General features: G+C 48.5%; 22 protein-coding genes. 13 read left to right on the forward strand and 9 right to left on the reverse strand.

What is annotated here, in order from left to right; all coding sequences use genetic code 11:
* Window positions 1-4 precede the first annotated feature (4 nt).
* Entirely contained in the window at window positions 5-1162 is a 1158-nt protein-coding gene (locus ACTTK7_RS07000) for a metallophosphoesterase family protein (RefSeq protein WP_462866922.1), read from the forward strand.
* Between the two features lies 1 nt (window position 1163).
* Complete coding sequence (locus ACTTK7_RS07005) at window positions 1164-4460, forward strand: AAA family ATPase (RefSeq protein WP_462866924.1); 3297 nt, start codon at window positions 1164-1166, stop codon at window positions 4458-4460.
* Window positions 4461-4585: 125 nt separating this feature from the next.
* Here ACTTK7_RS07005 and ACTTK7_RS07010 read toward each other — a convergent pair whose 3' ends face one another.
* The 6 genes from ACTTK7_RS07010 to ACTTK7_RS07035 all read right to left on the reverse strand — a co-directional run bounded on the left by ACTTK7_RS07010 (window position 4586) and on the right by ACTTK7_RS07035 (window position 10045).
* Window positions 4586-5788: a CapA family protein gene (locus ACTTK7_RS07010; RefSeq protein WP_462866926.1), complete on the reverse strand. Its 1203-nt coding sequence runs from the start codon at window positions 5786-5788 to the stop codon at window positions 4586-4588.
* A 12-nt stretch (window positions 5789-5800) separates the two neighbouring features.
* Window positions 5801-6250 carry a poly-gamma-glutamate biosynthesis protein PgsC gene (pgsC, locus tag ACTTK7_RS07015; protein WP_022792185.1) on the reverse strand — a complete coding sequence of 150 codons (450 nt, stop codon included), beginning with the start codon at window positions 6248-6250 and terminating at the stop codon, window positions 5801-5803.
* A 2-nt stretch (window positions 6251-6252) separates the two neighbouring features.
* The gene (gene pgsB / locus ACTTK7_RS07020) at window positions 6253-7452 is read right to left on the reverse strand and encodes a poly-gamma-glutamate synthase PgsB (protein ID WP_462866928.1); all 1200 of its coding nucleotides are present in this window, start codon (window positions 7450-7452) and stop codon (window positions 6253-6255) included.
* A gap of 185 nt (window positions 7453-7637) precedes the next feature.
* Window positions 7638-7808, reverse strand: a complete 171-nt coding sequence (locus ACTTK7_RS07025; RefSeq protein WP_462866930.1) for a hypothetical protein — start codon at window positions 7806-7808, stop codon at window positions 7638-7640.
* Window positions 7809-7821: 13 nt separating this feature from the next.
* A complete protein-coding gene (locus ACTTK7_RS07030; RefSeq protein ID WP_462866932.1) occupies window positions 7822-9621 on the reverse strand; it encodes a gamma-glutamyltransferase family protein in 1800 nt (599 codons plus the stop codon).
* A 100-nt stretch (window positions 9622-9721) separates the two neighbouring features.
* Window positions 9722-10045 (reverse strand): CHY zinc finger protein, encoded by a 324-nt coding sequence (locus ACTTK7_RS07035; protein ID WP_462867053.1) that lies wholly within the window; start codon window positions 10043-10045, stop codon window positions 9722-9724.
* A gap of 282 nt (window positions 10046-10327) precedes the next feature.
* Here ACTTK7_RS07035 and ACTTK7_RS07040 point away from each other — a divergent pair, with 282 nt between their 5' ends.
* The 5 genes from ACTTK7_RS07040 (at window position 10328) to ACTTK7_RS07060 (ending at window position 14317) form a co-directional block, all read left to right on the forward strand.
* Window positions 10328-10762 carry a hypothetical protein gene (locus ACTTK7_RS07040; protein WP_462866933.1) on the forward strand — a complete coding sequence of 145 codons (435 nt, stop codon included), beginning with the start codon at window positions 10328-10330 and terminating at the stop codon, window positions 10760-10762.
* 136 nt (window positions 10763-10898) lie between these two features.
* On the forward strand, window positions 10899-11951 hold the full coding sequence (locus ACTTK7_RS07045) for a C45 family autoproteolytic acyltransferase/hydolase (protein ID WP_462866934.1): 1053 nt from the start codon (window positions 10899-10901) through the stop codon (window positions 11949-11951).
* Window positions 11952-12122: 171 nt separating this feature from the next.
* Window positions 12123-12551 (forward strand): hypothetical protein, encoded by a 429-nt coding sequence (locus ACTTK7_RS07050; protein WP_091610979.1) that lies wholly within the window; start codon window positions 12123-12125, stop codon window positions 12549-12551.
* A gap of 237 nt (window positions 12552-12788) precedes the next feature.
* Window positions 12789-13997 (forward strand): NupC/NupG family nucleoside CNT transporter, encoded by a 1209-nt coding sequence (locus tag ACTTK7_RS07055; RefSeq protein WP_462866936.1) that lies wholly within the window; start codon window positions 12789-12791, stop codon window positions 13995-13997.
* A 116-nt stretch (window positions 13998-14113) separates the two neighbouring features.
* Window positions 14114-14317 (forward strand): DUF6501 family protein, encoded by a 204-nt coding sequence (locus ACTTK7_RS07060; protein WP_462866938.1) that lies wholly within the window; start codon window positions 14114-14116, stop codon window positions 14315-14317.
* 36 nt (window positions 14318-14353) lie between these two features.
* Here ACTTK7_RS07060 and ACTTK7_RS07065 read toward each other — a convergent pair whose 3' ends face one another.
* Complete coding sequence (locus tag ACTTK7_RS07065; RefSeq protein WP_462866940.1) at window positions 14354-15133, reverse strand: alpha/beta hydrolase; 780 nt, start codon at window positions 15131-15133, stop codon at window positions 14354-14356.
* Between the two features lie 95 nt (window positions 15134-15228).
* Here ACTTK7_RS07065 and ACTTK7_RS07070 point away from each other — a divergent pair, with 95 nt between their 5' ends.
* Complete coding sequence (locus tag ACTTK7_RS07070; protein WP_462866942.1) at window positions 15229-15630, forward strand: gamma-glutamylcyclotransferase family protein; 402 nt, start codon at window positions 15229-15231, stop codon at window positions 15628-15630.
* Window positions 15631-15638: 8 nt separating this feature from the next.
* On the opposite strand, the gene ACTTK7_RS07075 is transcribed toward ACTTK7_RS07070, so the two are convergent.
* The gene (locus ACTTK7_RS07075; protein WP_462866944.1) at window positions 15639-16445 is read right to left on the reverse strand and encodes a YihY/virulence factor BrkB family protein; all 807 of its coding nucleotides are present in this window, start codon (window positions 16443-16445) and stop codon (window positions 15639-15641) included.
* An 86-nt stretch (window positions 16446-16531) separates the two neighbouring features.
* On the opposite strand from ACTTK7_RS07075, the gene ACTTK7_RS07080 reads away from it, so the two are divergent.
* The gene (locus ACTTK7_RS07080; RefSeq protein ID WP_462866946.1) at window positions 16532-17302 is read left to right on the forward strand and encodes a S1 family peptidase; all 771 of its coding nucleotides are present in this window, start codon (window positions 16532-16534) and stop codon (window positions 17300-17302) included.
* Window positions 17303-17486: 184 nt separating this feature from the next.
* Here the strand turns inward: ACTTK7_RS07080 and ACTTK7_RS07085 are convergent, their stop codons facing one another.
* Window positions 17487-19085, reverse strand: coding sequence for an ABC-F family ATP-binding cassette domain-containing protein (locus ACTTK7_RS07085; protein ID WP_462866948.1), 1599 nt, complete (start codon window positions 19083-19085; stop codon window positions 17487-17489).
* 174 nt (window positions 19086-19259) lie between these two features.
* On the opposite strand from ACTTK7_RS07085, the gene ACTTK7_RS07090 reads away from it, so the two are divergent.
* The 4 genes from ACTTK7_RS07090 (at window position 19260) to ACTTK7_RS07105 (ending at window position 22045) form a co-directional block, all read left to right on the forward strand.
* Window positions 19260-20066, forward strand: coding sequence for a uroporphyrinogen-III synthase (locus ACTTK7_RS07090; protein ID WP_462866950.1), 807 nt, complete (start codon window positions 19260-19262; stop codon window positions 20064-20066).
* Between the two features lie 13 nt (window positions 20067-20079).
* A complete protein-coding gene (locus tag ACTTK7_RS07095; protein WP_462866952.1) occupies window positions 20080-20949 on the forward strand; it encodes a S1 RNA-binding domain-containing protein in 870 nt (289 codons plus the stop codon).
* A 241-nt stretch (window positions 20950-21190) separates the two neighbouring features.
* Window positions 21191-21787: a hypothetical protein gene (locus ACTTK7_RS07100; RefSeq protein WP_462866954.1), complete on the forward strand. Its 597-nt coding sequence runs from the start codon at window positions 21191-21193 to the stop codon at window positions 21785-21787.
* 15 nt (window positions 21788-21802) lie between these two features.
* The gene (locus tag ACTTK7_RS07105) at window positions 21803-22045 is read left to right on the forward strand and encodes a general stress protein (RefSeq protein ID WP_462867055.1); all 243 of its coding nucleotides are present in this window, start codon (window positions 21803-21805) and stop codon (window positions 22043-22045) included.
* Window positions 22046-22399 lie beyond the last annotated feature (354 nt).

A 22399-nucleotide genomic window follows, 5' to 3' on the forward strand; every position in this document is an offset into this window, starting at 1 on the left:
GTTTATGCGCTTACTGCACACCGCCGACTGGCACTTAGGGCGGACGCTTGAAGGGCGTTCGCGGCTCGATGAACAACAGGCAATACTCGAGGAAATCATCCGGATTATCGAAGAAGAAAATATTGATGCGGTTCTGATGGCAGGGGATGTGTTTGACTCCGTCAATCCGCCAGCCGCTGCTGAGGAAATGTTTTATGAAGCCATGGCCAGGATGAGCGATAACGGCCGGGTGCCGGTCATCGTTATTGCCGGCAATCATGATCATCCGGAACGGCTGGCGGCCTCGCGGACGCTTTTGCAAAAGCACGGCATTCATTTGCGCGGCTACCCGGGCATCGACCCGGTGATTGTCCCGTTTTCAGAGGAGCGGCTGTACGTGCAGACGCTTCCGTATCCTTCGGAATCGAGGCTGAAGCAGGCATTTATGCAGGAAGCAACAGAATTAGATCTCCGCGATGCCTACAATCAAAAAGTGCAGGAAATTTTTCAGCGGCTTGCATCCTCCCGCCGGGCGGGAGATACGATCGTGGGGATGAGTCACCTGTTTATCGCCGGAAGCGATGCCAGTGATTCTGAACGACCGATTGAAGTGGGCGGGGCGTATACTGTAACCGCCGACAGCCTGCCGGAGCATGCCGTTTATACGGCTCTGGGTCATATGCACCGGCCCCAGGATGTACGCGGAGCGGGCGGTCCGGCCAGGTACTCCGGCTCCCCGCTTGCCTACAGCTTTTCTGAAGCAGGGCAGCAGAAATCGGTGACGATTATTGACACAAATGACAATCAGAAGGAGCCCCGTATTTCTACGATTCCTTTAACGGCGGGGAAGCCGCTCAGCATATGGAAAGCAAGAAACGGACTCGCGGAGCTGCAGCAGTGGGTGGAGGAGAAACGGGACTGGAATGCATGGGTAGAGGTGGATGTGTACGTGGAAAACCAGCTGTCCATGGAAGACATTCATGCCCTGCGGACAAAGCATACCGGCCTTCTGACGATTCGTCCGGTGTATTCCCGTCAGGAGCTTGAACCTGTGGAAAGTAAAAAACATATCCCCATTGATCAGCTGTTTGAACGTTTTTATGAAAAGCAGTCCGGCGGAGCAGTACCTGACCCGTCGGTGACCAATCTCTTTTTAGAACTTATTCAGCAAGAGGACGGATAAAATGAAGCCATTACAACTGCAGATACAAGGACTGCACAGCTTCCGCCAAAAACAGACGGTGGATTTTAAAACGCTTTGTGAAAACGGGGTATTCGGTATTTTCGGTCCGACCGGAAGCGGAAAATCATCGCTGCTCGATGCCATGACGTTAGCCTTGTACGGAAACGTGGAGCGGGCTTCCAAAACCGAAGGAATCATGAACCAGTCGGAAAACGAGCTTCGCGTCTCCTTTACGTTTTCGCTCGGCCCGTCGGTGTATCATATCGAGCGCCATTATAAACGCACTGGGGAAGCGACCATGGCAGGAAAGCTGTGCCGGTTAACCGATCAGACCGGGGAGCCGGTAGTGCTTGCAGAAAAAACAAAAGCAGTTAATCAGAAAATCGAAGAACTTCTCGGCCTCACCCTTGATGATTTCACCCGTGCGGTCGTACTTCCTCAGGGGAAATTTGCCGAGTTTCTCCATCTCGGGGGCAGTGACCGAAGCAAAATGCTCGAGCGGCTGTTTCATCTCGAGCGGTACGGCAATCAGCTGATTGCCTCTGTGAAATCCCGGAAAGCATCTGCCGAGCAGGAGGTACATAACATCGAAGCAGAGCAGCAGGGACTCGGACCGGCTTCGCAGGAGGACTTAAAAAAAGCCCGGGAAGAGCATGCCAGTTGGGTTCAGCTTGTCCAAAAGCAGCAGAAGCATGTGGAGGAACGAAGGAAACAGTACGAAGAGGCGAAGCAGAAGTTTCATTGGACCGAAGAGCTTAAGCTTCTGGAAGCCTCCATGCAGGAATGGGAAAAAACGAGGCATTCCATTGAACACAAGCGTCATACGTTAAAGGAAAATGAAATGTATGAAGCCCTGTATCCGTATGCGGACAGCTTTCAAAAATCAAGGCAGGATTACAGGGAGCAGGAGCAGGACCTAAAAGAAAAACAAAAGACGCATGAAGAGGCTGAACGCAAAAAACAGGAAGCCGGAAAAAAAGCAGAACAGAACGAAAAACGATGGGAAGAGGAAGAGCGCCTGCTCCAGGAGTGGCATCGCCGGCTCGAGCAGATCGAGACGCTGGAGGCTGAATATCAGCGGCACAATAAACTGGAGAAAGAAAAGCTTCAGGAGCTCGAAAAACAGCGCAGGTTATTCCGGGAAGCTTCTGAGCAGGTGAATGACTTACAGAAGAAAGAGCAGGAAGCGAGAGAGCTACTCGAAAAGCTCAAGCAGGACTATGCCGACGCCGAACAGAAAGAAGAGGACCTGCCGGATATGGGGGAGGCTTCGTCGCAAAAGCAATGGCTTGATGCCCTTCACCAGCAGCTGAATGAACAGCAGGCTCAGGAATCGTCCATAAAAGAAAAGTTGAACAATACTGCGGAAGAAGCCAGGGAAGCTGAAAAAGATCAGCAAACGCTTCAAAAGCGTACGAAGGAAACAGCGCAGAATATCTATTACTGGTACAGCCGGGCGGCAGTGCATATCCGGCTCATTGATCAGGAATTAAGACGCTTTGAAAAAAAGCAGCAGGCTGAACAGAAACGGCAGCTGCATGCGCTGGCAGAAGAACTGAAAGACGGAGAAGCGTGCCCGGTATGTGGAGCTGTGGAGCACCCTGCACCGGCTGCCAGCCCGGAGGAAGAAACAGAGGGGCACACAGAGGAAGAAATCGAGGCATTGCGTCGGTGGAAAACCGCCTGGGAGCATACGAAAGTTGGCCTCCAGCATGTAGCTTCGTCGCTTTCTTACGGAGAAGAGCAGAAAGAAGAAGGTGATCCGGAGGAGACAGAGGAGAGCATCGCGTTTGCCCGCTGGGAAGCAGAAATGAAAACGGTAGACCGGCTAAAGGAACAGATGCAGGCATTGAACCGTTCGTGGGAGGATTGGAACCGGCGGAACGACCGTCTTTCTGTAAAAGCAGCCCAGCAGGAAACAGAAGCTAAAGAGCAGGAAAATAAACTGGCACAGCTTCAAAAGCAGTGGCAGGAACAAAAAAATCAGTGGGAACAGACATTTAAGCCTCTTCGCCTGGAGCAGTTTGATACAGAATACGAACAGGCGAAAGCGCGCAAAAAAACTATTAAAGCTCTCCAGCGGCGCATCGATGACGGCCAGAAGTATTTGGAGGAAAAACGGAACGAACGTGCTGTCCAGGAGCGCCACTTCTATGAGGTAAAAAGCCGGGAAGCTGTAGCGGCGTCAGAAAGGAAGCAGACTGCAGAGGCCAGGCAGGAAGCAGAACACAAGCTAAATGAACAGCTTGAAGGAAGAACCAAACAGGAGTGGAAGGACGCGGTCAACAAGCGGGAGGATGCGCTTAAAACAGAAAAAGAAGAGCTGCAGGAGCTGCAGAGAGAAGCAGAAAGGGAATACGAGCGAACGAAAGCCTCAAGCAGGGAAAGCGCTGAATCGCTGCAAAAATCTGAAGTTAAACGAAAAGCAGCTGAAGACGAATGGCTTCGCCAGAAACAGCAGAAAGGTTCAGCTGTTTCTCCAGAGGAGGTGCTTGCCTATTCGTTATCGGAAGAGCAAAAAACAGAGCTGCAGCGTCAGGTGGAGGAGTTTGATACAAAACAAAAAGAATTGCAGTACGAACAGAACCGGCTGCAGGCAAAGCTTCAAAACGAACGGGTAAACGAAGAGACATTTAATAAAATAGAGCAGCAGTACAACGAAGCTTCGGACGAGTGGGATAATTACAAAGAAACGCTTGGCGGAATCAAAGAAAAGCTTGAAGATATCGAACGGAAAGTAGAACGTTATCAGGAGCTCGAACAAAACCGGATCGAGAGACAGGCAGAAAAAGAGCGGCTGGCAGATCTTGACCAAATTATGAAGGGAAGAAAATTTGTCGAGTTTCTGGCCGAAGAACAGCTGGTGCAGGTGACAAGAGAGGCTTCCCAGCGGCTGCACGCCTTAACGAGAGGACGCTATGCCATTGAAGTAAACGAGCAGAATGCTTTCGTTATTCGTGATGATGCAAACGGAGGAGTATACCGTCCGGTTTCCACGCTTTCCGGGGGAGAGACGTTTTTAACCTCCCTTGCTCTTGCCCTTTCACTCTCAACATCCATTCAGCTGAAAGGGCAGTATCCGCTGGAATTCTTCTTTTTGGATGAAGGATTTGGCACGCTTGATCAGGACCTGCTTGATACGGTGATGGAGGCCCTGGAAAACCTTCACGGGGAATATTTATCGGTAGGGGTTATCAGCCACGTCCCGGACATGCAGCAGCGGGTGCCAAAACGGCTGATGGTTACTCCGGCAAGCCCTGGGGGTAATGGATCGACTATAACGATGGAAACGATGTAGCCCCTGAGAAATCAGGGGCTTTTTATAAAAAAAACAAAAATTTCATTTACTGTAATGTAAATATTTAAATTCATAAAAAAACACCTGCCAGTTTAAAACCAGCAGGTGTGCAAAGATCATTTTTATTAATTTTGAGTATTGTTCTGGTTGTTATTCTGGTTGCCGTTTTGCTCCATGCTGTCAATTACACTGGAGTGGTCTGCTTCAAACACAAGGTGTTCCCCGTTTTCCACAATGGCATCTTTGTTTTGTGTATCCTTCGTCAGCTGACGGAAGATCCGTTCACGATGGAACGCGCTTTCGACCGGACGGGGTGATGCTTCAAATACCCGGAAGGGCTGCATTTCCAGATGAGCCGTGCCATCGGAGGCAAGAGAGTAGTTCGCGATAACGCTGTCTCTCGTTCTTGTCCAGCCCTGGTCAAATACGAAGTTACCGATGGAGTGCATGATGAATGTATTGTTGTATACTTCCGCAGACTGAAGTACGTGCGGGTGAGTGCCTACGATAACGTCAGCACCGGCGTCAGCGATGGCTTCAGTCATCTGCCGCTGACGTGTCGTCGGCGTACTGTCATACTCCTGACCGAAGTGGACGTTCACAATAACTAAGTCCGCTTCCTGATCAGCCTGCTGCACCGCATCAATGTAAGCACTAGGGTCCTGACTTGTGGAGATACCAGGGGAATTTGGGCCGGCCTGTTCCATATTCGCGTACGTAATATCGTTCACGCCAAGAGTAGCCACGTCCATGCCATTGTGCGTGCTTAACGTATACCCGTGGGCTTCATTTTCATTGGCCCCGGCGCCAACAATGTCGATGCTCGAGTTTTCAAATGCCTGAAGGGTTTCATTCAAGCCTTCATATTGATAATCCATCAGGTGGTTGTTCGCCAGGTTAACAGCGTCAAAGCCGGCGTCTTCCAACCCGTCAATCGCTCCTGATTTCGAAGAAAGGTTAATAATTTTATCGGCTTCTTCGGTTTCGTCTGGATTATCTACGATCGGATTTTCAAAATTACCAATCGTATAATCAGCAGCTTCGAGCGTTGGTTTTGCATACTGGAAGAGAGACTCATATCCTTCCTGCTCGGCTACTTCCTCCACGTGACGGCCGGTCATCATGTCACCGACCATGGCAGAGGTAAAGATGGTATCCTGCTCCTGCTCGTACTCGCTTTCAGCAGCAGAGGGTTCCACCACACGGATCAGGGTCATTGCCACCAAACAGATAATAATGCCGAGTACAGCATGTTTACCAGCTTTGCGCCGCTGGCGTTTGGTGTAGGCTAAATATTTTTCTTTGAAGTTTAATAATCGCTTGGCCATATGTAAGAACCCCTAAATTAAATAGTATAGCGTGATGATTACAAAGGTCGCAGCGGTAAGAACCAGTGTACTTGCCACGGTAGGGACGACGCCCTGGCGCTGCATCGCGTTTGCAATCAATCCCGGAACGATAACCCCGAGACCACGAAACTCGTATATTTCAAAAGGCAGAATAGGGTAAAAGTAGTCAAAGATCAGCTTTAACACAATCCCTGTAGACAACATGGCTGCAAATTTCCGGCGTCCGTATAGAATCATAATACGGGACAGTCCGTGGGCAACAATTAAATACGTCAGGAAACTAATGAGAAAAATCGTTAACAGAAAGACCGGCTGATCAAAAACAATTGCCAAATAGCCGGGCGCAATCAGCCCGGCCGGCATAATTCCTGTCTTTTCTGCGTATATCAAACTAATAATAACTCCTACGACTAATGCGATATAAAGATCTGTACCAAACAATGTTACATGGCCTCCTCGCCGACTTTACTAATGAGTGTTTCCGGTGAATCATACAGTTTTTCCATAAATTCTTCAGCAGCACCGTGAATGTTTCCAATTCCAAATATAAGCGAATGGGAAGCTTCCTGTTTCACCCGGGCCAAAATGGCATCTGCATCTTCGCCTTCCAAATTGATAACGGAATTAAAAGGCAAATCACCCTGATCAAAAGCCTGGGTAATCGGCCGTACATTTCCGCCGATAAGGATTAATTTCTCTGCCGGTAAATAAGGAAGAACGTACTTTGTGAATTCTTCGGTCCGGTCTACCCGGTCTTCACGGCAGTTGATAATGATCATCGGATTGTCAGTCATGTAGCTTGACGACCGTACGCGTGACCAGATCTCAAGCGTGGAACGGGCATCGTTTGCCGCAAAGCCGTTTACGAAGTGGGAGCGTTCCCGGCTGCCATCTTCAAGAGTGACGATCCGTAGAGCACCAGGGTCTGGATTGGCATTCAGCATACCGGAAAGTGCTGTACGCTTATCGATATCGACAGCGCGGGCTACTGCAAGGGCTGCAGCAATGTTTTCCGGAAAAAGCATATAATCGAATTTGTCGATAAAACCGTCCGGAATTTCTTCCGGGTTGGCCAGATATACTTCCGTATTTCTTTTTTCAGCTATTTCACTGAAGTAGTGAAAATAAGGGCCGTTGGACAAAATGAGCTTGCCATTGTATGGAATAGTGGAGCTGAATGCTTCTGCTACGTATTTCAGCGTTGGGCCGAGTGTTTCCATGTGGTCTTCAAATACGTTTAAAATGACGCTGACGTTCGCCTGAAGGAATTTTTCCTGCAGGACGCGCTGATAATCCGGATTGATTGCCATACATTCGCTGACAAATGCATTGGCTTCAAGACTCGAAGCGTGCTTTAGGATTTCTTTTTGTTCCCGGATATTTGGTCCCTCTAGTGAACGTTCGATTGGTTTCTCCGTCCGGTCCCAGTAAATTCTCCGTGCCTGTGTCCCGGTTGTCTTGCCAACTACTTTGTAATCAGCTTCGCTCAGCATTCCCGTAATCAGGCGGGTCACCGTTGATTTGCCGCGAACGCCGTTTACATTAATGCGCAGCGGGATCTGATCGACCCTTTTCTGATGCCGGCGCAGTTCAAAAATGCCTACTGCCGCGATCGCTATACATGAACCGTATAATAATAACATCCGATGCTTTACCTCCTTGGTACTCTCTAATATTATCTCCCTTTGAATGTCAAATAACACCAACAGTATTCCATACCCGCTTCTGCCCAGAGTAATCGTCTCATTGCAAGCGTAGAGTGTCTCTTGTGTGTAAGAGACACTCCTGCAAACAATGCCTTTACTAAGACGTTAATTCAGGAAAATAGTTACTGGGTATTTGTGTTTTCCTGTGTTTCTGTTTCCGGCGGGGTATTTAATGCGTTATTGATTTCAAGTTCTTCCGTGGTAGACAACTCAGCGTCCACCTTGAAGAAATACATAAACAGCACTAAAGCAAACAAAAAGAGGTAAGGGCCGATTTTCTTTAAAATGTTCACATTCACTTCTCCTTTATTGAGTCTGAGCAGAGCCTCCGCGGCGCTGGTCAATGATGCCCTGCATTTCTTCATCGTCATAGTCTTTAATTAAAGCCGTGACGTTTCCGAAATAGGAAGGGCCTTTGTCCGGGGCGATAAAGTAGCGGTCCCCGTATTTGTTATTGATTTCTTCAATAAGCTCAGCGTTTTCTGCCTGATCTCCATTTTCTACTGCCAGCGTTGCCTGTCCTTCGACCACATCCACAAAGGAACGGTTAGCTGCAAAAGCTTCTTCATAGCTCTGGTCTAAATATTCCATGCGGAAAATAACTTCTGCCATAGCAGTTGGAATACGTGAGCCGCCAGGGGAGCCAATCCCCATTACTGTACCTTCCTCCGGGTCCTGAATAATAGTAGGGGCAATGAAGCTTCTCGGTCGCTTGCCAACTTCGATATTATTCGGAGAAGACTCCGTTTCGTTATAGTTGTTCAACTGATTGTTTAAAAACATGCCGCCGGATGTCTGTCCGCTTCCAAAGAAATTACCAAGCGTGTTCGTAAGAGCTACGGTGTTTCCATCTTCATCCATTACATTCACGTGGGTAGTGCTGGAGTGGGTGATCGTATTTTGTCCGTCAGAAGACTCGTATCCTACTTCGTTTTCGAGTGCTTCGGTATCAAGACGCTCTTCCCGGACATTTTGTGCCAGATCGTCGATAGTACTCTCGCTCACGTATTCCTCTGTCGTAATTTCATTAAACTCCGGATCTCCTAAATTTTCAAGACGCTGATAATAAGCTTCCCGGGTAATTTCACTCATTGTATGAATGTAATCTGCTTCATTTCCCTGAAGCGCTTCGCCAATATTCAGACGCTCACCCATGCCAAGCATTTGAATCAGGGTTACGCCGGAAAGAGGAGAAGGAGCGCTGTATACATTCTGGCCTTCAAAAGTCCCCTGAGCGACATCGGGCGTCTGCACGTCATACTGCTCGAGACTCTCCGGGGTTATGTGTGAATAATCCGTCGTCAGCTGCTGGGCAATAGCTCCATCCGCGCTGTAAAAGCTTTCCGGCCCCTGTTCCTGAAGCGTGCGGAGGGTCTGGGCGTATTCTTCCTGGACGAGTGTATCACCTTCAGTAAGAAGGTTGCCATTCTCATCGAAAAAATCAGGAGAATTTTGCTGATTTAATCTTGGTTGAGCGTAATACATGCGGCTGGCCAGATAACTATTGATTTCATATCCGTTTTCGGCATAATCAATGGCCGGCTGCATTAACTCAGCAAGCGTAAACTGACCGCTGCCCTGTTCTTCATGCAGGGAAGCCATGCCTTTAACAAAACCAGGCACAGCTACATTCAAAGCACGGTTAGTCGTGGAGGCCTCCTCCCGGTAATCGTACACCGAAGGGTCGGCGTTCGGCCCGTTCATCACAAGCGCAGATCCACCGCCGCCAATTCCTGAGCCGTATGGTTCAGTTACCGTCAGGGCAAAGGAGGTGGCAACTGCGGCATCCGCTGCGTTACCTCCCTGTTCAAGGATTTTCATGCCTGCCTCTGTAGCAAGCTCGTTATCCGTACTGACCCCGTAGCCTTCATAGTCGGAACCGGAGGCTATGTCGCTTGAGGCCCCTGAACTGGAATTCGAGTCATTTTGAGCACTTTCTTCCTCTGAACTGGAGCCGCTTTGATCGCTTCCTCCAAAATTTGTTACGCCTACGTAAATGAGCAGTCCTGCTACGACTACTGCAGCAAGTATGTACGTTATTTTTTGAGCATTCACGAGTCGGGTCAAACTCCTTTCTGGATGGTCTGAGTAGTTTTTGAACGTCATTTGACTCCGCCTGTGCTTTACCTATTAACGACTAATCTATAATAAAGGCATTTATGTTGAAAAAAAAGGTCAGGAAGACCTAATGGTTTTCAAAAATTTCTCAGCCCTGTGACATCGAAAAATAGATGGAAGCATGGCGCTGGCATCCTGGGTTGAATGCCGCATGACAATTCGGGCATCGATGATCAGCATGAAGGTAAGCAGACACGCTCATAGTGTGCCAGCACTTTCCACACAAAACTGCTTCTTCGGAAAATAAAGAAGAAGGCCAGGGTTCTATAGGATGGCTCTCGCTTTCTTCATGACATGCGTGGCAGCTGTACCAACGTCCACAACAATAAAACTTCATGGCAACAATATCGACGGATGTATGATAATGGGCGCATCTTGTTTCTTCATCTAAAGAAACGCCTCGAACTTTCACATTTGAACAGCTCAAAAACTCATCTCCTTATATTAACACTCTCTATCGTATTCTAACAGTAAAAGTGCAATTTTTACGAGATGTTTTAAAAGTATGAAAATAAGGTATAATGAAAAAGCATTCCGAGTGAATGTAATGGAGAACATTGTTTGAATTTTCTTTCATTTTATCGACAACCGCTTTCAATTATGATATATTTATTTACACGCATGGACGAATGTATATCGTGGGGAGTGGTAGGCAAACCAAGCGGTAAAACGAGATTTTTAAGGAGGCTATAAAATGGAAGTACAGGAAAATCAACTGACATTCGTTCAGGAAAAGGCGAAAGAATTGTCAAACGCGATGGAATTAAGAGGGTGGGCCAGTACAAAACTCGTCCCGACGCCTCCGTATGGATATACGTTAGTAAGTATGACCGGCTGCCGGGCCTGGTTCGGAAAACGCTGGGGCATGATTAATGATGACAGGGAAAATTTCCTGAAAGTAGTGCTTGATATTCCAAAAGGAAGAACTTCCATTGAAGAAGTAAGCGAACGCCTGGATCTCGATATTGTGAATGGCAATGAGGGAAAAACCGGCGTAGAAATGATTGATAACCGGGACCGCCATACCATTGTTATTTATCTGTTCAAAGAAACTCTCGAACAGACTTCATTCCGCGACAGTGAAACCCTCGAGCTCATTAGCGATGTAAGACGCTGGTCCTGCCTGTAAAATTAAAAAATTTCTTTTAAACGCCCGGTTTTTGGGCGTTTTTTTATGCTGAGGTGCAGATGGTTCGATAAATGGGTCCGTTTTTTCTATACTTAAAAGCGAACAGAAAAGCAGGGCAAAGGAGTCCGAAGGATCGATGAAAAATATTCATGTTGACGTTAAAGCATACAGAGGGACCTATGCAGACATCGGCTATCAGCAGGGACGTTATTTAAAACATACGCCGCTCGTTCGTTACCATTATAATGAGCGTTTGAAGCGTTCACTCGCAAAATTCGATGTTCCGGTGGAAGACGTGAAAAAACTTTATCAGCTGTACGTGCCCGGTTTGTGGGAAGAATTAAAGGGGCTGGCTGAAGGGCTTGAGTGGTCTTTTCCGGATGTGCTCCAGGAGTTCAGCGGCTATCAGGCATCGAAGGTGCGCTCCGGCTGCAGCGGACTGATGGCAAACGGGATGTACATTCGAAATTATGACTATTTGCCGAGTACGTATGAAGGGCGGTTTTTGTTCACAAAGCCAGTCAATGGACCAGGAACAGCGGGGTTTGCCCAGCGGATTATCGGCCGTTCGGATGCAATGAATGAATACGGCCTTTCCATCGGGTATCATTTCGTCCACCGCATTAAGCCAAAACCCGGAATTGTCTGCTCCAACCTGCTCAGGATTGTACTTGAAACGTGCCGCACTACCGCAGAAGCGGTACGGCTTCTGCAGGAGCTTCCGCACCGGCACTCGTTCAACTACTCCATGATGGACGCCTACGGCGAGAGCGCAGTAGTGGAAGCGTCGCCCCGGGGTACGGCTGTGCGCCCGGCGGGGGAAGTAGCGTGCACCAATCATTTTAACGTGCCGTCGATGCAGGAGGAAAACCGTCATTTGATGGGCAATTCCCGGGAACGCGAAGCCCGCATCCGCTCCATTGACTGGGAACGGGAAACGGCCTACAGCGCGTTTGCCCGCTTTAATCATGATACCGACTCCATTTATTCGAATGATTACGAGCATTGGTCCGGCACTATTCATACAGCCCAGTACCTTCCCACGGAAAGAAAGATATACGTCGGAATCGGCGGAAACCGGTATCCGGTGCTTCTGCCGTTTGGAGGATGGCTGAACGAAGAGCCGCTGCGGATCACGAAAATCCGGGGGGCTGTGGATACGGACATGCCTTTTTCCTTCGAATGGTAAATAAGCCACGGTGAATCTGAAAAAAGTAAGGGAAAACAGTAGGAAACAATGGAGCAAGATGTTATAATATTTTAAAATATGCTCGAAAACAGTAGAAAGACGGGGTGCAGCATGAAAGCTTATCGTCGCAAATTCTTTTATCTGCCTTTACACCAGGAGAAGATGGAACCAATGAGTATGGATCGTGTCCGTCAGGCAGGCTTTGATATCGTTATTACACGGGACGATCTTCCGTACATGATCAGCTTCTGCCGTGAATGGCGCTCGTACTTTGAAGAAAAAGCAAAAAGTGTTCAATCCGTGTACCGCCCGTACGTAGAGGACGCTGCTGCTTTTTTTGACGACCAGGTCGAGCAGATGACACTGTGCACATCTCCGCACCATGGCACCGATAAATATATTTTACCTCTTACAGAGATGGTCAGTTCATTAATGCTTGCCTACGACGCCTTTGACCGGGTGATGGATGAATACCATCATATGCCTGCACATTTTGAAACAGCGTTAAAATATTACCGTCAGTTTAAAATGAAGGTGGACACAAATAAAGCCCAGTTTATTTTAAATCATTTGCCCGATCTGCGGTTAAGCGTAGAGTAGATATTATATTGCAGGAGAAAACCCTGGGGAGGTGCCAGGGTTTTCTCCTTTTATCACCTGTGAATTTCGTAACCGCTTTCTTATTAACGGCAGGGTTAGCTGACTGATAATTGAGAAATCACATAATTTTTAGCCATAAGAGGATATAGTTATTTACTTCATGCCCGCCTTTTGATACATTAACTTTGATCTACTCTTTAAGGATTAGATCAATCTTACATACATGGTGGTGGGTATATGAACATATTATGGGGATTGATGGGAATTGTTTTTGTCCTGTTTTTAGCTTTTTTACTCTCTTCCCGAAAAAAATCAATTCGTTTTCGTCCCGTACTCGTAGGGCTTCTGTTCCAGCTCGTATTTGCATTTTTAGTATTAGGGTCGCCTTGGGGTAGTAGTTTATTCGAAGGTCTAGTACGTGCTGTACAGTCGGTAATAGATACTGCCAGCGAAGGATACATATTCCTGTTTGGGGAAGATATTACAGCGACTGGCGCGTTTGCATTTACCGTCCTTCCAGTTATTATCTTTTTCTCCTCCCTGATCGGTATTTTGTATTATATCGGGGTCATGCAGGTCATCATCAAATTCATCGGCGGGGTGCTTTCTGCGCTTCTGAAAACGAGTAAAGCCGAATCCATGTCGGCAGCCGCCAACGTATTCGTCGGACAGACGGAGGCCCCGCTTGTAGTTCGTCCGTTTCTGCCGAACATGACAAAGTCCGAGCTGTTCGCTGTTATGACCGGGGGCCTCGGGTCGGTAGCCGGGTCGGTACTGTTCGGTTACGCCGGGCTTGGTATTCCGCTTGATTACTTGCTTGCCGCGAGCTTTATGGCAGCACCGGGCGGGCTGATCATTGCGAAGGTGATTTTCCCGGAGCCGGACCTCAGCTTAACCACGGACGAAATTAAAGTGGAAAAGGATACTGAGTCCCACAACGTGATCGACGCCGCAGCCCGAGGAGCTTCCACCGGCCTGCAGCTTGCCTTGAACGTCGGGGCGATGCTGATTGCGTTTGTTGCTTTGATTGCGCTGGTTAATCTGCTGCTTGGTGCAATTTTTGGGTTGTTTGGTGCTGACGGCATTACGCTTGAACTGCTTCTTGGCTATGTGTTCGCCCCAGTTGCCTTCATGATTGGCGTACCGTGGAGCGAAGCTCTCCAGGCCGGCGGATTTATCGGCCAGAAGCTGGTATTAAACGAATTTGTTGCATACGCGAACTTTGCACCGGAAATTGACTCCTTCAGCGAAAAATCCCAGGCGATCATTACCTTTGCGCTTTGTGGATTTGCAAACCTTTCGTCCCTTGCTATCATTTTAGGCGGCTTCGCTTCGCTGGCGCCGACGCGCCGCAATGATATTGCTCAAATGGGTCTGAAGGCAGTAGCAGCAGGGGCTTTAGTATCACTCTTGAGTGCATCGATTGCCGGCATGTTTGTGCTGTAAGCTCAGAACTATCGCAGGCGCTCCTTTTCGAAGGGGCGTCTTTTTGTATCAGGGACGGCTTCACAGCAGGTAATATGCTACAATAAACAAATACTCAGATGATTAGGAGGCTTATCATGATTCATGAGCAGTGGAAGAATAGTGAAACCTTAAGATATGTAACATGCAGGCATGCGCAAGCAGCCAAATACAAGGTGGACAGCGTGTTGACCCCGGGGAGGCAGTATCCGGTAAAAAACGAAACCGATGAATTTATTTTCATTATCGACAACACCGGACGTATCGGCGGGTTTTACAAAGACTACTTTGAAGAAGCATAAAAAAGGGAGCTGCAGCGGCTGCAGCTCCCTTTTGGTTTACATAATGTAATTATGATAAGAAAAAGCATCAGCTGACACTACCGAAGACATCCAGGAGGATAAACGTTTGGCAAGGAAATCCCGATCAGCATCAAGCGTTGCTACATGATAGGAATGGTCGAGCCACTCAAATGATTTAAAGGATGAAGCAAGGTTTTCGTATATAGCGACAGCATTGGCCGGTGGCACAACGTGATCGACTCGTGATGCTGCGACAAACGCCGGGCATGAAATAGAGGGTACCTGTGGGCGTACGGTAGCGGTTAATTCAAGCAGAGAATGTACTGAAGCTGTCGGAACGTAAGAATACGTGATCTCTTCTTCCTGAGGGGCCCGAATATCAGGACACTCTTCTTTAATGAAAGCAGCAGATGTCTGCGTAACTGCACGCTCCATCTCCGGAACGTCTAAAGCAGGGTTTATTAAAGCAACACCAGCAGCATCCTGAAAGAAAGCGGCGGTGTGGAGAGCAAGAGTCCCTCCCATGGACTGTCCTACAATGAAAACACGACTGTGCTCAGCGCGAAGCGACCGGTACGCGGTATGAATGTCCCTGATCCAATCCTGGTGCGTAAAGCGTCCAAGATCTTGATAGGAGGTGCCATGACCCTGTAGTCTGGGAGCATAAACAGTAAAGCCATCTTGGGCCAGCTGGCGGCATACATACTGTACGCTCTGCGGGGTGCCTAAAAAACCGTGACAGACCAGTACAGCCGTTTCACCACCAGGCAAATAAAGTGATTCAGCGCCAGGAAGCACCCGGGGAGCCTTAGGCATGAACATTTCCTCCTTTAAAGTTAACTATTCTGATTAATTTACTAAGGATTATTATAGCTTCAGATATAAAGTTTGTCAATTTGAGGAGGTTCAAAATGCAAACAGTATTTGTATACGGCACATTGTTGCAAGAATTAAACAATTATCACTACATTGAAAATAGTATATATAAAACAGTACAAGGGAAAGTGAAAGGTTTTTTATACAATACAGGTCCGTACCCTGCGATTGTTGTCGATGAAAACGGAATGGATGTTGTAGGTGAATGGGTACAAGTAGATGATTCGGCTACGAGTGTGCTGGATTGGCTCGAGCAGTACGAACAGCCGGGACAGGTGAACGAATATGAAAGGGTGTGGGTGGAAGATGCTGAGGGAGAAAAAGAAGGGTGGATATACACGTACTCCCTTTCCCAGGCAGAACGCTATCCACTTATTCCTTCAGGTTCCTGGCGTGAACATCTTTTGTCCTCTGGAGGGAGGCGGCAGGGAGGTTGAAGATATATTCAAATAGCTTTTTTGTCTCTTTCATGGAGACAGGCGTTCCATTCTCCGCCAAGAAGAATTGCAAATCCTGTAAGATAAAACCAGAGCATGAGTACGATTAGATTGCCTAAATTGCCATATACCATAGAATAATCACTAATGCTGACATAGAATGAAAATCCAAATGAAGCTGCCTGCCAGGTGAATAAGGCAATAGTAGCCCCGGGGAGGGATTCCTTCCAGGTAGTTTTACGGTTCGGCACCACTTTGTAAATCATGGCAAGGATCGCACCTATGACCAAAAAACTGATGACCCAGCGAATCCAGCTCCACAGCTGCAGGAAATAATCATCAAGGCCGATGAATCGAAAAAGAAAAGCACCGAGCGGTTCACCATAAATAGGGAGCAGAAGGGATAAAATGATAGCGAGCAGCAGGGATAAAACGATAATGATGCCCTTTCCCAACATGGATACAAAGGAAGGAAGCTTTAGTCGGTAGGCGGCATTAATTGCACGGATAATGGCAAGTGTACCCATAAGGCTCAGCCAGAGTGTAGCGGCTGTACTGAGCGACAGCAGGCCTACGGACTGGGAATTCAAAATGGCATTCAGGTTGTTCTGAATAATCGTAAAGGCTCCCCCCGGAACATAGGTGCTTATAAGCGAAAGGATATCGTCTGTATTGATGGAAAAAAAGCCGATAATACTGATCATCAGCATTAATAGAGGCAGCATGGCGAGAAGAAAGTAATAGGCCAGCTGAGCCGCGATGTCATAGATTTTATCTTCAATGCTTTTTTTAAAGAAAGATTGGAGAAAATGCATAAGATAATCCTCCTTTTTGCGGAAGTCCCTTTTTCTCATTATAATACAGAAGTAGAGAATGAGAAGAGGCGGAAAAGGAGAGGTGTATGAGAAGAGACGAAGAAGGGGACGAACGCCTCGAAGGTGAACCGGATCCGGAAGACTTTGAGCCGGGTTTGCCGCGGAAGCCGAAAAAGAAGCGCCGTGGCTTGTTCCGGATAATAGCAGTGCTGATGGCAGGGATGCTGGTTTTTCAATCCGCCTATTATTTAATTGATACCTTCCGTTTGGATACGTGGTCTTTTTTAACCGCTTCGTATCAGCTTTCCAAGCAGGAGGATGTTCAGCAGTGGCAGGAGGCTGTCACGAAAATACAGGCAACAGAAAATGGGGAAACGTCTTTTGGGACTGGTTTTTTTGTCGAAGAAGCCAGCGTTTTCATTACAAATTACCACGTGGTCGAAGGAGCGGATACTGTAGCGGTCGAAACCGGGGAGGGTAACCTGGCAGAAGCAGCGGTGGAGGCTGTAGATGAGCAGGCTGACCTTGCTGTTGTAACGCTCAAAGAGCAGTGGGATGGGGGCGGCGTTACACTTGCGGACACGAGTGCATCTACCGGTTCAGATGTTATCGTGATCGGGAATCCGCTCGGTTTTTCAGATGTCGCCAACCGTGGAGACATCATCGAGAGGGAGGACAACCAGCTGGTGCTTGACGCTCCCGTGTTCAACGGAAGCAGCGGCAGCCCGGTGCTGACAGAAGCAGGCGAGGTGGCCGGTGTGGTGTTTGCGAGCAGAGAGCAGCAGGGGGAACGATATGGACTCGCGGTACCGGTGGAGCAGGTGCATGAGGCAATCGCCCGAGCAGAAAACAATTAAAAGCAGCAAGTTACCACGGAAGGTGCAGGTTCGTGGTAATTATTTTAAATAAATAAAAATTTCATTTACCGTAATTATTATAAAAATTAATAGCATAATTAAGAAATAGATAGAAGGTTATAAATAAACATAAAAAAGCACCAGGGCACGAACACCCTGATGCCTGATATATTACATAAAAACGTTACGCGCGAGCATACTGCTCTTCAATATACTCATCGTAGCTCATTTCTTTATCGATCATACCGTCCGGAGTGAATTCAATAATCCGGTTGGCAATCGTCTGAACAAATTCATGGTCATGGGACGTGAAGAGAACGGAACCGTTAAACGACTTCAGGCCGTTGTTCAGTGCCTGGATGGCTTCGAGGTCGAGGTGGTTAGTCGGCTCATCCATAATAAGAACGTTCGCGCCGCTTAACATCATTTTGGAAAGCATGCAGCGGACCTTTTCGCCACCGGAAAGAACATCCGCTTTTTTAAATACTTCTTCGCCGGAAAAGAGCATCCGCCCGAGGAAGCCGCGAATAAATGTTTCACTCTGGTCATCCGGGGAATACTGGCGCAGCCAGTCAACCAAGTTGATGTTCAGACCTTCAAAGTAAGCAGAATTGTCTTTCGGGAAGTAGGAGCGGCTCGTGGTCAGTCCCCATTTGTAGTCGCCGCTGTCCGGTTCCATTTCGCCGGCAAGAATCTGCAGCAGAACGGTTTTTTTCGTTTCCTCTTCGCCGACAAACGCTACTTTGTCACCGCTGTTAAGGGTGAAATTGACGTTATCAAGCACTTTAACGCCATCAATGGTTTTCGACAGGTTTTCAACGGTCAGCAGGTCCTTGCCAAGCTCGCGGTTTGGCTTAAACTGCACGAATGGATACTTTCTCGAGGACGGCTTGATGTCATCAAGAGAAATTTTATCCAGCGTCTTTTTCCGGGAAGTGGCCTGTTTGGACTTGGAGGCGTTCGCGCTGAAGCGGGCGATAAAGTCTTTCAGTTCCTTGATTTGTTCTTCTTTTTTCTTGTTCTGTTCGCGGGCCATCTTCTGGGCGAGCTGGCTGGATTCGTACCAGAAGTCATAGTTGCCGACGTACAGCTCAATTTTGTTAAAGTCGAGGTCCGCAATGTGCGTGCACACCTGATTCAGAAAGTGACGGTCGTGGGAAACGACAATGACCGTGTTTTCAAAGTTAATCAAAAATTCCTCGAGCCAGTGTACCGCCTGCACGTCCAGGTTGTTGGTCGGCTCGTCGAGAAGCAGCACGTCCGGGTCGCCGAACAGTGCCTGCGCGAGCAGTACTTTAACCTTCTGGGAACCGCTTAACGAAGACATCGGCTTCTGGTGCAGATCCTCTGTAATGCCGAGGCCCTGCAGCAGCTGGGCAGCTTCTGTTTCCGCTTCGTACCCGTTCATTTCCGCAAATTCCGCCTCCAGCTCTGCCGCTTTCATACCGTCTTCGTCGGAGAAGTCCGGTTTCATATAAATTTCGTTCTTTTCGTTCATGACTTCATACAGGCGGCTGTGGCCCATAATGACCACGTCGATAACCGTATATTCCTCGTATGCGAAGTGGTCCTGCTTCAGCACAGCAAGCCGTGAATCTTTATCCATGATTACATTTCCGCTCTGGGAATCAATTTCCCCGGAAAGAATTTTTAAGAACGTGGATTTGCCGGCCCCGTTCGCCCCAATCAAGCCGTAGCAGTTGCCGGGAGTGAACTTTATATTAACGTCTTCAAATAAAATTTGATCCCCGAACCGGAGTCCAACGTTTTGTACATCGATCATGTTCATATCTCCTTTATAAATAACAGTCTGTTTCATACTAACATGCGGCGGTTCAAAATGAACAGGGGAAGGGAAGGTTTTCCGCAGAAAAGAAAACCGGCACTGCTGTCAGAGACAGAAAAAGCATGATATAGTAAATGCAGAAAACGGATAGAGACCAAAGGAGGCATTTCGGTGGCCAAAGGATTAAGCGGACGGCAGGTGATTCTTGCCGCGTCCCGGAAAACAGAGGAAATGGAAGAGTTGATTCGGCGGCAGGGGGGAAAGCCGCTCAACTACCCGCTCCAGGGAACCTCATTTTTAAATGAAGAACAGCTTCGGGCTCCGATGCGGGCCTATCTGGATCAGCCGGTGGACTGGAGCATCTTCATGACGGGCATGGGGCTGAACGCCATGCTTGATATTGCGGAGGAGGAAGGCATCCGTGAAGCATTTGTGCAAAAGATCCAGCAGACAAAGGTGGCGGCTCGCGGCTACAAGACCGCTAATGTCTTAAAAGGTCTGGACTGCACTATTGCGGCCCGCGATGATGACGGGACGACCGAAGGCATGATCAGGGCCCTTGACGGCCACGATTTCCGGCAGAAGCAGGTGATGGTGCAGCTGCACGGGATTGAAAATCCGAGGCTCCGCCGGTATCTTGAGGACCACGGAGCCGAGGTGTATGATATTCTGCCGTATCAGCATACGCCTCCGGAAGAAGCGGTGGCATCCGCATGCCTCGAAGACCTTTTGACTGCAGGAAGTGAGGCTATCTGTTTTACGACAGCCATCCAGGTGCACGCTCTCTTTCAGCATGCCGGGCAGGCCGGCCGCACCGAAGAGCTGCAGGAAGCGCTCCGCCACCAGGTGGTTCCGACGGCGGTCGGGAAAGTAACGGCGGAAGCGTTAAAAGAACGAGGCATCGCAGACTACGTGGTGCCGGAAAACGAACGAATGGGCGCCATGATTGTCGCTTTATCCAAACATTTTGAACAATGAAAGGACTAATCCATTGAAACAACTATTCTCACGCATGCAGCGATGGAACGTACTGAATGATAAAGGCGAGTACTATGTGCTTGCTTCAGGAGCGCAAATTGCCCGGCTGTACAAAGAAGATACGGACGGGGAGCTTTCCTCCGGGGACCAGGTGGAGGCGATCAGCTGGTTTGACGAAGAAGGAAACAAGCGGCTGGATATTCATCTGCCGGAAGTAGAAGAGGAAGGCTTTGCCTGGCGGGCGGTTGTGACAAGCGACGCGGGCCATGGCATCGAAGTAGCGGTCGACGAACGGTGGAAGGCGCCGGTGGAACGGCATGACTATCTCCAGGATGAAACGTATTGGCCCGCTCCCGGGGAGTTTCTGTTTGTGCACCTGGAGTACACAGCCAGTGGCCTGAGAGCCTTTCCGGCCAGTGAAGACGACGTGCAGCAGCTTATGGCGCCGGCCCCCGCAGAGCTGCACCACACATGGATCAATGCTACGGTTTACAGTTCACCGCCGTTCGGTGCCTTTCTATTAACCGCCGACCGCTACAAAATCTTTATCCATGAATCGGACTGGACCCACCGGCCACGCGTAGGGGAAGAGCTGAAGGTGCGTATTACCCACCGCCAGGAGGACGGGTCGTTAAACGCCTCAATGTATCCGCCGAAGGAAATAGCGATCGGCAAAGACGCCCAACTGATCCTGGATCGGATCCAGCAGGAGGGCGGCACGCTCCCATTCGGGGATCGGAGCAGTCCGGAAACCATCCGGAGGGAGTTCGGTCTCAGCAAGGCAGCGTTCAAGCGGGCAGTTGGTTCGCTGTTGAAGGAAAAGCACATTCGTCAGGAAAACAATACCCTGATCCTGGAGCAATCGGAGGAGGACAAAGGGTAATGGCTTCAGATTTTACGAGACCGGGCGGCATATCATGATAGAAGAGCGGACCCTCCCAGGGCCGCTCTTCTTTATGCTGCGAAGGTGATAACCGCCGGGGACCTCTTTAGTTCGGACTTAAGCGGGAGCATGTGCCCCGTCAGCTCTGGACCTAAAGTATGTTTATGAAACGAGTGTGGCTTAAGAACAAACAGATACGGGTATGGTACATGCAATCATACTTTTGAATGGTGGTGGGACAGTGAGCAGCAAGAAGAAAAGCTCCAAAAGCAATGACAACCTTACCTATGCGTTCATGGCTGCCGGCAGTTTAATCGGCGGGGCACTGCCATTGCTGCGCAAAGATATCGGCAAAAAAACAGAAAAAAATGTCAATCAGACGGCGAAAAAAGCCCGGAAGATGAGTCCGGAACCGCTGAGCCAGGCCATTAAATCCGGCCAGAGCATGGAGAAAAAAGCCAAGGGTACGGTAAAAACCGTCAAACGGGCTGCCAAAGTATCAGCAGCTGCCTTTGCGATGGCTAAGGTTCCGAAAAAGATCAAAAAGAAAATTTACACTCTGCGCTATCACGTGGGTGAAGCCGTCATCCATACCGGCGAAAAGATTCAGGGCCCTGCGTATGACCCTGAGCGGACCGCTGCTGGGAGTGAAAACAGAAGGGAGGAGCCTTCGTCGGAAAACGGGGAGAGCGCCGCGGAAGCTTCTGAGAACAGCGGTACCGAAGAGACCTGGGAGCAGGAAGAAGAATACGAGGAAGAAAAGTTTGAAGGCACAAAAGCCTCGACGCAGCAACCGGCAAAGGTAATCAAAAAACTAAAAAAAGCATCCAATGCCTAAATGAATCTATACTAACTGGCGTACGATAATGACCATGACCGCCGGGCGAGAAAGGATACTGACGCCAAAAAAGTGGGAATGAAAGTGGTCGGATTCGGCACGAGCCTAAAAAACGTGTTCCGGGGGAAAACGAAAACGATTTTAACTAAGCTGCAGAAGCTCGGTTTTGATTCGGAAAAGTCCGAGCGCCTCGAAGAAGAACTGCAAAAAGGCAAAACGCTGCTTGTAGTTACCAATCAGGATCAAGTGGAATTTTAAGCCCTGGAGCCAGGGCTTTTTTATTTTACATAGACAACCATTTTTTTACAGATGCATGGCTGATATAATAAAACTTATGCTTTCTTTCTATATCTTCATCTTTGTCATTTCTTTTTTGCCTGAATGCTGCTCTGCAAGGAGAAGGATTAGTTATTTCCATTTTAAGCAGACTGCGAATGTCTCATCTCCTGAACAACAGCGTTCGGAAAGAAGAACGCATCCCCCTGCTGTCTCCAGGGGAATTTGATGTGCGTTTCGTAATTTATCTCCAAGGTGATCATTATTTACGGAGAATGATCGGATGCTTCTGCGGTTAAAAAATGCGAGTGGCACGATGGACGCCTATGCTATGGT

This window comes from Marinococcus tarijensis (assembly GCF_054971385.1).

Coding starts and splice junctions, on each gene's coding strand:
- ACTTK7_RS07000 (WP_462866922.1), top strand. CDS start 5: ATGCGCTTACTGCACACCGCCGACTGGCACTTAGGGCGGACGCTTGAA.
- ACTTK7_RS07005 (WP_462866924.1), top strand. CDS start 1,164: ATGAAGCCATTACAACTGCAGATACAAGGACTGCACAGCTTCCGCCAA.
- ACTTK7_RS07010 (WP_462866926.1), bottom strand. CDS start 5,788: ATGGCCAAGCGATTATTAAACTTCAAAGAAAAATATTTAGCCTACACC.
- pgsB (WP_462866928.1), bottom strand. CDS start 7,452: ATGTTATTATTATACGGTTCATGTATAGCGATCGCGGCAGTAGGCATT.
- ACTTK7_RS07030 (WP_462866932.1), bottom strand. CDS start 9,621: ATGACGTTCAAAAACTACTCAGACCATCCAGAAAGGAGTTTGACCCGA.
- ACTTK7_RS07040 (WP_462866933.1), top strand. CDS start 10,328: ATGGAAGTACAGGAAAATCAACTGACATTCGTTCAGGAAAAGGCGAAA.
- ACTTK7_RS07045 (WP_462866934.1), top strand. CDS start 10,899: ATGAAAAATATTCATGTTGACGTTAAAGCATACAGAGGGACCTATGCA.
- ACTTK7_RS07050 (WP_091610979.1), top strand. CDS start 12,123: ATGAGTATGGATCGTGTCCGTCAGGCAGGCTTTGATATCGTTATTACA.
- ACTTK7_RS07055 (WP_462866936.1), top strand. CDS start 12,789: ATGAACATATTATGGGGATTGATGGGAATTGTTTTTGTCCTGTTTTTA.
- ACTTK7_RS07060 (WP_462866938.1), top strand. CDS start 14,114: ATGATTCATGAGCAGTGGAAGAATAGTGAAACCTTAAGATATGTAACA.
- ACTTK7_RS07065 (WP_462866940.1), bottom strand. CDS start 15,133: ATGCCTAAGGCTCCCCGGGTGCTTCCTGGCGCTGAATCACTTTATTTG.
- ACTTK7_RS07070 (WP_462866942.1), top strand. CDS start 15,229: ATGCAAACAGTATTTGTATACGGCACATTGTTGCAAGAATTAAACAAT.
- ACTTK7_RS07075 (WP_462866944.1), bottom strand. CDS start 16,445: ATGCATTTTCTCCAATCTTTCTTTAAAAAAAGCATTGAAGATAAAATC.
- ACTTK7_RS07080 (WP_462866946.1), top strand. CDS start 16,532: ATGAGAAGAGACGAAGAAGGGGACGAACGCCTCGAAGGTGAACCGGAT.
- ACTTK7_RS07085 (WP_462866948.1), bottom strand. CDS start 19,085: ATGATCGATGTACAAAACGTTGGACTCCGGTTCGGGGATCAAATTTTA.